The organism is Acinetobacter sp. ANC_7503 (assembly GCF_056780035.1).
This window is the reverse complement of sequence record NZ_JBWYJA010000001.1, coordinates 256,522-269,262: the sequence shown is the minus strand read 5'-3', so window position 1 is coordinate 269,262 and position 12,741 is coordinate 256,522. Positions and strand designations below refer to the sequence as shown.

The following is a 12,741-nucleotide window of genomic DNA, read 5'->3' as shown; positions in this document are numbered from 1 at the left end:
ATGAAGCGTTTATGGACCAATTGGCTCATCGCTGTTGGGTTTTTACGCGAGGGTCGCAGTCAAACACTGATGATTATTGGTGGTGTTGCTATTGGTGTTGCCGTTATTGTCTTTATTAGTGCATTAATTCAGGGGCTTCAGTCCAATTTGATTGAGCGTACGTTGGGTACTCAGGCACATATTAGTTTACATGCACCAGATGAGGTCAATCGCGTCGTTAAAGTGCCTGAGGGCGTAGCACACATCATCCATGAAGATCAAAGGGCTCAAAGACTCAAGTCGATCAATAACTGGCAAGAAGTTCTTGAAAATCTAGACAATATCAAGACGCTCAATGCCGTTTCTCCCATGGTTTCAGGGCCTGCACTGGTAAAACGGGGGGAAGCGATTCAGTCAGTTGCGATTATGGGGATTGATTTACCACGGTATCAACGTATTGTACCTTTGCAAGAGTATCTAAAAACTGGTCAGCTTCGTTTAAAAGCAGATGATGTACTCATCGGAAGTGAGTTGGCCAAAGACCTTGGTGTGCGCGTAGGCAGTAAAATTCGCGTTGATAACGGTCAAGATATTAACGCCGTCATGAATGTAACGGGTATTTTTGAACTCGGGGTCAAAGAACTAGACTCACGCTATATGTATATCGATCTAAAGCGGGCACAGTCTTTATTGGGTTTGCCGGGTGGGGTTACCATTATTGATCTTCGTATTTCTGATATTTTCTCCGCAGATCAGGTCGCAACGCAAATTCATCGTCTCACTGGATTAAAAGCTGAAAGTTGGATTGAAAGTAATGCGCAATTGATGAATGCGATTTCAGCGCAAAGTCTTTCAACCAATATGATTATTATATTTGTTGGAATATCTGTTGCATTTGCGATCGCCAGCGTACTCTCCATTACAGTGGTACAGCGTACACGTGAGATCGGAATCTTGCGTGCGACAGGTGCGAGCCGAGAACAGATTTTGATAATCTTTCTCATTCAAGGTGCGATTTTCGGCTTACTTGGTTCTATTGTCGGAATCCTGACCAGTTATGCATTGGTTTGGTCATTTAATGAATTTGGTCCAGGATTATTTTACATTCCAATTTCACCTTATTTGATTGGATCAGCTTTATTACTTGCAACATTGAGCGGTTTAATTGCAGCGGCGATTCCTGCCCGTCGTGCAGCGCGTTTAGATCCTGTGGAGGCAATCCGTCATGTCTAATCATGATGAAGTACTGCGTTTAGAGGCTTTGAAAAAGTCTTATAACATTGGACAACCCAATGAAATTGAAGTGCTGCATGGGATTGATTTTGCCATACATCGTCAAGATTTTGCTGCGTTAATTGGACCTTCTGGTTCAGGTAAAAGTACGTTATTAAATATTTTAGGTTTGCTGGATCAACCCACCAGTGGTGAAATTTATTTACTTGGTCAACCAACCAGTCAAATGGAAGATCAACAAAGAACGGAATTGCGTGGGAAGAGCATTGGATTTGTGTTTCAGTTTCATCATTTGATTCAAGCGTTCACCGTTATTGAGAATGTTTTGATGCCTCTAATGTTGGCGCATGGCAAACCCAATCAACAAGCTTTGGATCGAGCACATGATTTGTTAAAAGCGGTAGGATTGAGTCAATTTGCACAACGAAAAGCCAGTCAACTTTCTGGTGGGCAGCAACAACGTGTCGCAATCGCCAGAGCTTTAATCACTCAGCCTGCTTTACTCCTCGCTGATGAACCTACAGGTAATCTAGACAGTCAAACAGCGAGCGAAGTCTTTGAGCTGTTTCGTGAAGTAAATGAGCAACAAAATTGTGCGGTATTGTTAGTGACCCATGATCCACGATTATCCGCTACATGTGATCGAACCATTCAATTGGTAGATGGGCGAATTGAGCGTGATGAAATGAAGTCGTGATTAATCCAAGTCTGCATTTAAAATGGTGTGGTCAAAAGGATTGATGTTGTATGCTTTATCCTGACCGTTTGTGTGATCAGGATATAGCGTCTTATTTAGAATGACTGACCTTGGTCATTCTTGGAATTTTAGGTAAGTCGGCGAGTGCTGGATCAAGTTCATCTTCTTCAGCATGTACCAAAGCATCTACACGTTGTCTTAACGATTTAAATTTTTCAGTGAGCATCAATTCATGCTGACGTGGTCTTGGTAGATCAACCTCAATGATTTCCTTAATTTCGCCAGGATTGGCCTTCAATGCCACAATCCGATCGGCCAGTAAAATTGCCTCGTCCATATCGTGTGTCACAAAAATAATCGTGATATCGATATTGGCCCAAAGATCGATCAGATGCTTTTGCATTTTTTGACGCGTATGAGGATCTAAAGCCCCAAAGGGTTCATCCATTAAGAGAATTTTTGGCTGATTCACGAGCGCGCGAGCGATGGCAACGCGTTGTTTCATCCCTCCAGAAAGTTCATGAGGGTATTGCTGCTCAAATTTTTCAAGTCCGATAATGTTGATCCATTCACGGGCTTGCGCCTCAGCTGTAGCATTGCTGGCACCTCGCATGAGTGGACCAAACATGACATTTTCTTTTACCGTTTTCCATGGAAACAGTGTGTAGCCTTGGAAAACCATGCCACGCTCTGGACTCGGTCCTGTGATGGTTTCACCGTCTACCAGTAATTCACCACTGGTATATGGATCAAGACCTGCCACAATACGGCTAAAGGTAGACTTACCGCATCCTGAAGGACCAATAACACAGATAAATTCACGTTTATGAATTTTTAAATCTAAAGCATTTAAAATGGTGCGCTCAGTTTTTCCGTGGCTAAATTTCTGGGTGAGATTTTTCGCTTCTAAAATGACGGGACGAGCGTAAATTTTGTCAAAGTAAGCGCGGGCATCAAAATCTGAGGGTTGAATTAGTGAAGACATTAGCGAGCTCCCGTTTTCCATTTAAATAAGTGCTGTCCAAGTTTCATTAAAATCACGTCGCAAATCAGACCAATCATCCCGATAATCAAAATTGCGGCGAAAACATTGTCAAAGTTTTGATAGCGAGCTTGTTGAGTGATGAACCACGTGATACCGGATGTACTTCCTATGAGTTCTGCAACGATTAAATAGGTCCAAGCCCAACCTAAAAGTACACGAAGGTTTCGATAAATTTCTGGGAGTGCAGCAGGGATGACCACATAAAATAAACTTTTGATTTTATTAGTTCCTAAGGTGAATCCAGCTTCAATAAGACTGCGGTCGACCAGACGGGTGGTATTGGCAATAATCAGAATTTGTTGGAACAAGGTACCAATCACAATAATCGCAATTTTAGGTGCATCATTAATGCCCAAAATCGCAACAGCAAGAGCGCCAAAGGCTGGTGCAGGCAGATAGCGAAAGAACTCTACAAAAGGTTCAGTTAACTGAGAAATTTTATGAGAAAAACCGCAAAGAATACCCAAAGGAATCCCGATCAAAGAAGAAATAAAAAATGCGGTAAACACCAGTTTAATGCTGTGCCATAAACTTTCATGAAACCATGGTGCATTTGCTTGAGCGGGTGGCGTTGTAAATGCGGTCACTAAGGCTGTAGCGACTTCATCTGGTGCGGGTAGGTAAATGGGATTGACCAAAATTCCCCGAGGTGGTGGCAGTCCTTGATCGACTGCCAATTGCGCTTCAGCATAATAAACTTCTCTACTGACACGGCTATCGAATTGTAAAAATGTTGTGCTACCAGAATCTGTGATTTGAACTTGGGGATGCCAAATAAAAGGCAAATAACTCACTGCACACCAGATTAAAATTGGAATTAAAAACGATCCAAAACCAAGCAAAAATTTATGCTTTTGACTCAATTCTCGTGCAACATAGCTCATCGTTGCCACCTCAGTAATACAAAAAATAAAATTCGTATGATTAGGTTGCAAAATCGATGCCATTTTCGAAGCGTGCTTTAAAAGCGCTAAATTTTTAAGTTTTCATTCATTTTTCTTATGTACATTCTTTCAATATCAAGGTTTCGATCATCAAAATATGATGGAGAATTACAACTCTTCACTTGATGGTGATCACTATCACGTTTTAAATGCAGATAGAAAAGATGAGAGCCTGCTTAAATGAGATCGGCTAAATTTGTGACATTCTTAGCATGTATGTTCATGTTCCAAAGCCTTTGGAATGTGGCGGCGGCTTTTTGTGTTCATGAAAGCGACTCAACATCGACACAAAGTTTTCACTTTGGTCATCATCAACCTGTACTTTGCCAAGCCGATCTTTCAAATAAAAGTCCGAAGTCCCAAATTGAAAAAGGCTTCGTGCTTGGTGATGATCAAAGCGTGACGCTAGAAGAAAAAGCGCAAATCGATGTTTTGGATCATCAAGATCATCTGCCGTCAATGTCTCAGTTTATTCTTGCTGTAAACGAGAATTTGCCTTCGTCACAACACATCGAAAAGATTTACCAAAATCACTTTCTTTGGATTAATGCCTATCAATCGCCTCATTTAGGTAAAATCCCTCCGCCTCCTGAATTAACCCCGCTATTGGTGGGGTAGCCTAAAAATTTCCCACCACTTATTTTTAAATTAGTGGGAAATTCACATGTCTTTTAAATTAAAACATTCCATTCGATTATGGCTGGTTTTAGGTTCGCTTAGTTTGGGTGCAAATGCTCAAGCAATGACAGTCAATTCGCTTGAACAAGCACTGGTTCAAGTGTCTCAATATCAACAATCAGAACAGATTTGGCAGCAACGACAAGAAATGTCAGAGCTTGCAGTCAAGCAAAGTGGACTTTGGCAAAACCCGACTATCAATCTCTCTCGAGATGGCTTTGGCTCGAATCAAGATCAAGAGTTAAGTCTAGGTATTAGTCAGCCGATCGACATTTTTGGTCAAAGACGGATTCAAAAAAATATAGCGCGTTTGGTTGGGCAACAAAATGAATTGCGAGAAAAGTTGTGGGAAGCACAAAGCCAATTAATCGTGAAGTATGCTTGGTCACAGTTTTTAATTTCGCAATCTGAAGCGCAAATTCAAAAGTCTCAACTGCAAGTCAGTCGTGAAACTTTAGACAGCGCTAAAAAACGATATCAGGCAGGAAGCATAGCCTTAGTTGAGTATGAACGAGCGCAGATTGAAGCGGCAGAAAATGAACGCAATTATCAGCAAGCCATTTTAAATAAGGAAATTGCAAAACGTAATCTTTCTAATCTCTGGGGAGAAACTGAAGCAGAGGTGAAGGTTGATTCAAATCGGATTTATTGGCCTGACCAAGTTGAACAGAATGTTCAAAATTATATTTCTGCAGGTTATTTAGAAAAGCTTTATGCACTCAATGTTGTTCAGGCTAATCAACGAATTGAGCAACTTAAAGTAAAAGCAAAACCAAATCCAAATTTGAATGTAGGGATGACGCGAACAAAAGCGCCCAATGAGACAAACGATACTAGTTTATCTGTGGGTGTCGATATTCCGTTCAATATTTTTAATCGTCAGCAATACCAAATTCCGCTTGCCCAACGTCAGCAATCTCTACTTGAGCGTCAACAACAAAGAGAACTCAAACAACAAATTTTAGAGATTGCAAACTCATTTCATCAGGTGCGTGGCTTAAAACTACAGTATGACGCTGTACTGAGACAAAAAGGCTTGTCTGAAAAAGTACAGACGCGCTCTTTGCTCGGTTTTAAAAATGGAAAACTTTCAATCACTGAGGTGCAACAAGCAACGACACAATTACAAAATATTCGGCTCAGTCAAATTCAGCTCTTAAGACAGGCATGGCAAACCGCACTTGCTGCTGAGGCATTAAGTATTGGTACCAGTTATGAACAAATTAGTCGTTCGGATGCCTATACCCAATTACTCAAAGAGGCTGTGTCACAGTCAGAAAATTTCATCAATATAGGGGCAGAATAAAATGAGATCTATACAACAAGGAAAAATAAACCAAGCATTCCTCATCGCCCTGATTATTGGGGTGACGGTAGTTATCGGGATTTGGATTTTTTTCAAAGATAATAAGAAAACAGCAATTGTTGAGAGTGAAGAGCAAGCTGAAACGTCGAATGGCGCAGAAGCTGATCATGCAGAAGAAGGTGAGATTGAACTGACATCTAAACAGCTAGTCGAACATAGTATAAAAATAGAATCAGCTCAATTAGGTGCAATTCCGCGATACACAAACTTGCCTGCAAAATTGATGGTAAATACAGATCAACAAGCGCATATTTCCCCTAATTTTGCTGGTCATGTTGAACAAGTGAATGTAGCACTGGGACAAGAAGTAGGTAAAGGTCAAATACTTGCAGTATTAAGTGTCCCAGAGCTCATTGACCAACAAGCAAATTTAAGAATGGAACAATCCAATTTAGATTTGGCACGCCAAGATTTGCAACGTGAACAACGGATGTGGTCGCAGGGGATCTCTGCAAAACAGGATTTGCAACGTGCTGAAAATGCATATCGTCAAGCACAAATCACAGTGCAAAGTGCCAATGCACGTTTACAAGCTTTGGGAGCTTCAGCAGGTTCTAATGGTCGTTTTACCATTCGTTCGCCTATCTCGGGCGTGATCAGCCAAAAAGACATCGTGGTGGGTGAAAATGTGCAACTTGCAGATCAGATTTTCATCATCGAACAATTAAAAGATTTATGGCTGGAATTTGTGTTACCTGCAGATGCGAGTAATCAAATTCGTGCACAACAAAATATTCAATTCAAATCTTTACAATCAGGTCAGACGTATACAGCAGTTGTGCAATCGTTAACGTCGCAAGCAGATGCGCAGACTGGTCGCTTGATTGTTCGCGCTAAAGTTCAAGGAAAGGCAAGTGAGTTAAGACCAAATTTGATGGTAAATGTTGAACTTCAAAGTCCCGATGCATCCAATGTATTACGCGTTGCAAAAAATGCAGTGCAACAAATCGAAGGTAAATCAGCAATATTTATTGTTACAGAACAAAAAAATGGAAAACTCCACTTTAAAGCACAACCCATTGAAGTAGGTCAAATGTCTTCAGATGGTCAATGGGCAGAAATTAAGTCTGGTCTTCAAGCGGGGCAAAAATATGTCAATCAAGGCAGCTTCTTACTGAAATCGGAGTTAGAAAAAGGAGAAGCTGACCATGGGCACTAATCATGACATGCCGGAGGCTGAAGGGCTATTTGAGCGAATTATTCAGTTTTCAATTCAACATGCGATTTGGATCATGCTGTTTGCCTGTGCTTGGATTGCTGTTGGAGTTTATAGTTATCAAAAATTGCCAATTGATGCAGTTCCAGACATTACCAATACACAGGTTCAAATTAATACCCAAGCTAATGGATTTACTGCGCTCGAAGTTGAGCAACGCATTACGTATCCAATTGAAAATGCCATGGCGGGGATACCAGATCTTGAATTAACACGTTCGATCTCTAGGTATGGTTTATCTCAGGTCACTATTGTCTTCAAAGATGGCACAGATATTTACTGGGCACGTCAACAAATCAATCAGCGTGTGCAAGAGGTTCAATCCGAATTACCTGATGATATCGCACCTACCATGTCTCCAGTATCTACGGGGCTGGGTGAAATTTATCAATGGGTACTAAAAGCTGAGCCAAAGGCTAAAAAACCTGATGGTTCTTCATACACAGCAATGGATTTACGCGAAATTCAAGATTGGATCGTGCGTCCACAATTGCAACGCGTAAAAGGCGTTGCTGAGGTGAATAGTATTGGAGGATTCAATAAAACATATGTTGTTTCGCCAGACTTGAATCGTATGCAACAACTACAAGTCAGTTTGACGCAACTTCAACAAGTTCTTACTGAGAACAATGAAAATCGTGGAGCAGGATTTATTGAAGATGGAGGTCAACAACTGACAGTACGAGTTCCTGGAACACTGAATACGATACAGGATATTGAAAATACAACGGTGGTTACCTTAAATGGAAATCCTGTCCGTGTTTCAGATATTGCTTCAGTGTCGATTGGACATGATCTTAGAACAGGCGGAGCGACCTATAACGGAGAAGAAACCGTACTCGGCATCGCCATGATGATGATGGGTGAAAACAGCCGTAGTGTTGCACAAGCTGTTGATCAAAAAATTCAAGAAATTCAAACCACACTGCCCGAAGGCGTAAAAATTGAAACTGTTTACGATCGTACCACCTTAGTCGAGAAAGCCATTAAGACAGTTCAAAAGAACTTAGTCGAAGGGGCGATTTTGGTGATTGTGATTTTATTCATTTTCTTGGGAAATATTCGAGCAGCTTTAATTACAGCATGCGTGATTCCACTTTCGATGTTATTTACATTATCAGGTATGGCACAGCAAAAGATTAGTGCCAACCTTATGAGTTTAGGTGCGGTAGATTTCGGAATTATTGTAGATGGGGCAGTGGTAATTGTCGAAAACTGTATTCGCCGATTAGCTCATGCCCAAGAACAGTTAAGACGACCTTTAACACGTTCAGAGAGATTTAAAGAAGTATTCCTTGCCGCTCGTCAAGCGCGCCGTCCTTTAATTTTTGGTCAAACGATTATTTTAGTGGTGTACCTGCCCATATTTGCTTTAAGTGGTGTTGAAGCAAAAATGTTTCACCCTATGGCACTCACCGTAGTATTAGCTCTTATTGCTGCGATCATTTTATCCATTACTTTTGTTCCTGCTGCAGTGGCTTTATTTGTAACAGGTGAAGTCAAAGAAACTGAAAGTAGATGGATGTTATGGTTAAAGAAAAAATATCTAAAAGCATTAGATATGACTTATTTATATCGAACGGTCATGTTAACGCTCGCAGTTAGTATTTTGGTTTTAACAGGGTTGTTGGCGACACGTCTAGGAAGTGAATTCGCACCGCAATTAAGCGAAGGTGATTTTGCTATTCAACAAATGCGTTCACCCAGTACCAGCTTAGAAGAATCATTAAGAATGCAGGAAATGACTGAGAAACTTTTGCTTCAAAATTTTCCAGAAATTAAAAATGTTTTCGCACGAACGGGTACTGCTGAAGTGGCGACAGATGTGATGCCACCCAATATCTCAGATGGATTCATTATGTTGAAACCTCGTCAAGAGTGGCCGAATCCCAAAGAAAGCTTAGATGATTTAAGGTCACGTATTGAAACTTTTTTGGAGACTTTGCCTGGCAACAATAGTGAATTTTCTCAACCCATTGAATTGCGTTTTAATGAGCTCATTTCTGGAGTCCGCAGTGACATAGGTATAAAAATTTTTGGCGATGATATGCAGGTGTTAAACGATGAAGCTGCCAAAATTGCCAAGATTGTGCAAAAAATCAGTGGCAGTACCGCAGTCAAAGTAGAACAGACTTCAGGTTTACCCTTATTAAATATAGACGTAAATCGTTCTTTAGCAGCGCAATATGGTCTTTCGGTTCGTGAGATACAAAATTTAGTCGCTTCAAGTATCGGTGGTCAACAAGTCGGTGAAATTCTACAAGGCGACCGCCGTTTTGATTTTGTTATTCGACTTACTGATCAAGATCGGACAGTCATGGGGATTGCACAATTACCCATACAACTCCCCAATGGTGGGACAGTAAGACTGGCAGATGTGGCTACAGTTTCAAATATTGATGGTATGAATCAGGTGAGTCGTGAAAATGGCAAGCGTAGGATTATTGTGACGGCAAATGTTGAAGGGCGAGATCTGGGTTCATTTGTCCAAGAGTTGCAATCTAGCCTCACGACATATGCATTACCGAGTGGCTATTGGATTGAGTATGGTGGACAGTTTGAGAATTTGGCATCTGCCAAAGCTAGAATGACTATCGTGATTCCATTGGCTTTGATTACGATTTTTATCCTGCTGATGGCTGTATTCAAAAATATAAGAGAAAGTTTATTGGTCTTCACGGGCGTACCCTTTGCTCTCACGGGGGGAGTCTTATTTTTATGGTTACGTGATATTCCCATCTCAATGTCTGCGGGTATTGGTTTTATCGCTTTATCAGGTGTCGCTGTTCTGAATGGACTGGTTATGTTGACCTTTATTAAGGAGCTAAGAAGTGAATACAGTTTAAAAGATGCCATTTGGCAAGGTGCAATGTTGCGATTACGTCCTGTGCTGATGACTGCTTTTGTGGCGTCTTTAGGATTTGTTCCAATGGCGCTTGCTACGGGTACGGGTGCTGAAGTACAGCGACCGCTTGCGACAGTGGTTATCGGTGGAATTATTTCATCCACCATACTGACGCTACTACTTTTACCTGTATTGTATAGGTGGATGAATCAAGCAAAAGCAGAACAATAAATTAAACAATAACATTATGTATATGAATCAGAAGCCTCACTTTATTTTAAGTGAGGCTTCTGATGAGGAGTATAAAATGGGTAGTTCGCATAATCATGATCACAGTCATGTGGAAGTCAGTAAAGACAACGCAAAGAAACTAACTTTTGCTTTAGCCTTAACCACGACATTTTTAATTATTGAAGTTGTTGCTGCATTTATTACTCAAAGTTTAGCTTTGCTGTCAGATGCTGCACATATGTTTACTGATGCTGCTGCTCTAGCCATCGCGTTGGTTGCAATTAAGATTGGTCAAAAGCCTGCAGACAATAAGCGAACTTTTGGTTACCAGCGATTTGAAATTTTGGCAGCTCTATTTAATGCGGTGATGTTATTTATCGTTGCAATTTATATTTTGATAGAAGCGATTCATCGATTAAGTAATCCTCCTGAAATTCAGAGTGTTGGAATGATGATAGTCGCCGTCATTGGCTTAATCATTAATTTAATTTCGATGAAGATTCTTTTTTCGAGTAGTAAAGATAGCCTCAATGTCAAAGGGGCATATCTAGAAGTATTAAGTGATGCACTTGGTTCTGTAGGTGTGATCATCGGTGCTGTGATTATTTATTTTACAGGCTGGGTACTTATTGACACGATTATCGCAGTCCTGATCGGATTTTGGGTCTTACCACGTGCTTGGATTCTCGCCAAGCAAAGTGTAAATATCCTACTTGAAGGTGTGCCTGATGAGATTGATATTGAAAAGCTCCGTACAGATTTATTATCGCTTGAAGGAGTTAAGGACATTCACCAACTCAAAGTTTGGGCGATCACATCCAAAAAAGTCATGCTCACAGTTCATTTGGTTGCACCGAATGTCGATCCTAAACGTTTACATGAACAAGCTTTTGAAATGTTAAGTCATGATCACCATATTACTGAAATGACCTTGCAGATAGAAGATGATGCATATCACCATGAACTAGAACATCAGCATTAAAAAAAGCCCCGAAAAGCGCTTTTTTACATATAGAGAATTTAAATTGATCTACACAGATTCAAGTGTTGCGGTTTGGGTTGAAGTGTGCAGCCCATTTGTTGATGACTTACGGTATTGAGCACCACGATGATCATCTGGAAGTAATGGTCCATGACCAAACAACTTTTCTCTCAGTGTCCCCTTGGTATATTCTGTAGGGTAAACACCGCGACGTTGTAACTCAGGAACGACGTATTCGACCACGTCTTCAAAAGATTGATGTGCCAAAATATAAGCCAAATTGAATCCATCAATGCCAGTTTCATCCACCCATTCTTGAAGACGATCGGCTACTGTGCTTGGTGAGCCGACAATCACGGGGCCGTTTCCACCTACACTGGTCCATTTTGCAATTTCTTCAATGGTCCAAACTTTATCTGGATCTGCTTCTACGTAAGATTGCAACATAGACTGAATGGCATTGGTATGAATATATTCAACCTGGTCTGTAGCTTTGAATTGTGAAAAATCTACACCAGACCACCCTGAAGCGAGTGTTAATCCACCATCATAACTTCCGTAAGATTGATACTCTGCAAATTTAGCCTGTGCTTTTTCATCAGTTTCATCGACCACAATCGCAAGCATTGTATAAATTAAAACTGCGTTTGGATCTTTACCTTCCTCAATAAGATTCTGACGAATTCCTTGTGCTAACTTTTTTACAGCAACTTTCGTTGGTGCAGATATAAATACGCACTCTGCATTTTGACTTGCAAATTTCTGTCCACGCTTTGATGCACCAGCTTGGTATAATACAGGTGTGCGTTGCGGAGAAGGTTCACAGATATGAATACCTGGCACGCTAAAATATTTACCTTCATGTTGGATTGGATGAACTTTGGTGTGATCCGCAAAAATACCAGCGGCTTTGTCGCGTCGTACCGCATCATTTTCCCAAGAACCTTCCCAAAGTTTATATAAAACTTCCAGATACTCGTCTGCAATATCATAACGATTGTCGTGACTCACTTGGGTTTTTAAACCTAAGTTTTTAGATCCGCTTTCTAAATATGAAGTCACAATATTCCAACCCGCGCGACCTTTGGTGAGATGATCCAATGTGCTCATACGTCGTGCGAAGGGATAAGGATGTTCGAATGAAATAGAGGTGGTTACACCAAAGCCTAAATGTTGGGTGACTGCTGCCATTGCTGGAACAATCTGAATTGGATCATTCACAGGAACTTGAACAGCACCATTTAAAGCATGTTGAGCCGATTGATGATACACATCATAAATACCCAAAACATCTGCAAGAAAAATACCGTCAAAAATACCTTTTTCTAATATTTTTGCTAAATCAGTCCAATATTCCAAATCTTTATATTCTGTAGAGCGATCGAGCGGATGACGCCATAAGCCTGGGGACTGATGTGCAATGCAATTCATTTCAAAAGCATTAAATCGTATATGTTTAGTCATAATGAAAATATAAAATAATTAAATGTTTATATTTTGATTATATGAAATATCATACTTATTA

General features: G+C 40.6%; 10 protein-coding genes. 7 read left to right on the top strand and 3 right to left on the bottom strand.

Annotated elements, in window-relative coordinates; all coding sequences use genetic code 11:
- Both AC1M9M_RS01355 and AC1M9M_RS01350 read left to right on the top strand, forming a co-directional pair.
- Positions 1 to 1,212, top strand: a complete 1,212-nt coding sequence (locus AC1M9M_RS01355; RefSeq protein ID WP_481595392.1) for an ABC transporter permease — start codon at positions 1 to 3, stop codon at positions 1,210 to 1,212.
- Positions 1,205 to 1,909: an ABC transporter ATP-binding protein gene (locus AC1M9M_RS01350; protein ID WP_481595391.1), complete on the top strand. Its 705-nt coding sequence runs from the start codon at positions 1,205 to 1,207 to the stop codon at positions 1,907 to 1,909. Before AC1M9M_RS01355 ends, AC1M9M_RS01350 begins: the two co-directional genes overlap by 8 nt.
- A 91-nt stretch (positions 1,910 to 2,000) precedes the next feature.
- Here AC1M9M_RS01350 and AC1M9M_RS01345 read toward each other — a convergent pair whose 3' ends face one another.
- Both AC1M9M_RS01345 and AC1M9M_RS01340 read right to left on the bottom strand, forming a co-directional pair.
- Positions 2,001 to 2,894 (bottom strand): ABC transporter ATP-binding protein, encoded by an 894-nt coding sequence (locus AC1M9M_RS01345; RefSeq protein ID WP_035263830.1) that lies wholly within the window; start codon positions 2,892 to 2,894, stop codon positions 2,001 to 2,003.
- Positions 2,894 to 3,838: an ABC transporter permease gene (locus tag AC1M9M_RS01340; protein WP_481595390.1), complete on the bottom strand. Its 945-nt coding sequence runs from the start codon at positions 3,836 to 3,838 to the stop codon at positions 2,894 to 2,896. Before AC1M9M_RS01340 ends, AC1M9M_RS01345 begins: the two co-directional genes overlap by 1 nt.
- Positions 3,839 to 4,078: 240 nt before the next feature.
- On the opposite strand from AC1M9M_RS01340, the gene AC1M9M_RS01335 reads away from it, so the two are divergent.
- The 5 genes from AC1M9M_RS01335 (at position 4,079) to AC1M9M_RS01315 (ending at position 11,216) form a co-directional block, all read left to right on the top strand.
- Positions 4,079 to 4,516 carry a cation efflux protein, CzcI-like gene (locus tag AC1M9M_RS01335; RefSeq protein ID WP_481587099.1) on the top strand — a complete coding sequence of 146 codons (438 nt, stop codon included), beginning with the start codon at positions 4,079 to 4,081 and terminating at the stop codon, positions 4,514 to 4,516.
- Positions 4,517 to 4,562: 46 nt separating this feature from the next.
- Positions 4,563 to 5,882, top strand: coding sequence for a TolC family protein (locus AC1M9M_RS01330; protein ID WP_481595389.1), 1,320 nt, complete (start codon positions 4,563 to 4,565; stop codon positions 5,880 to 5,882).
- Between the two features lies 1 nt (position 5,883).
- Entirely contained in the window at positions 5,884 to 7,101 is a 1,218-nt protein-coding gene (locus AC1M9M_RS01325; RefSeq protein WP_481595388.1) for an efflux RND transporter periplasmic adaptor subunit, read from the top strand.
- Positions 7,091 to 10,234: an efflux RND transporter permease subunit gene (locus AC1M9M_RS01320; protein ID WP_481595387.1), complete on the top strand. Its 3,144-nt coding sequence runs from the start codon at positions 7,091 to 7,093 to the stop codon at positions 10,232 to 10,234. Before AC1M9M_RS01325 ends, AC1M9M_RS01320 begins: the two co-directional genes overlap by 11 nt.
- A 76-nt stretch (positions 10,235 to 10,310) precedes the next feature.
- Positions 10,311 to 11,216, top strand: a complete 906-nt coding sequence (locus tag AC1M9M_RS01315) for a cation diffusion facilitator family transporter (RefSeq protein ID WP_481595386.1) — start codon at positions 10,311 to 10,313, stop codon at positions 11,214 to 11,216.
- Positions 11,217 to 11,264: 48 nt separating this feature from the next.
- On the opposite strand, the gene AC1M9M_RS01310 is transcribed toward AC1M9M_RS01315, so the two are convergent.
- Positions 11,265 to 12,680, bottom strand: coding sequence for an LLM class flavin-dependent oxidoreductase (locus AC1M9M_RS01310; RefSeq protein ID WP_481595385.1), 1,416 nt, complete (start codon positions 12,678 to 12,680; stop codon positions 11,265 to 11,267).
- Between the last annotated feature and the right edge of the window lie 61 nt (positions 12,681 to 12,741).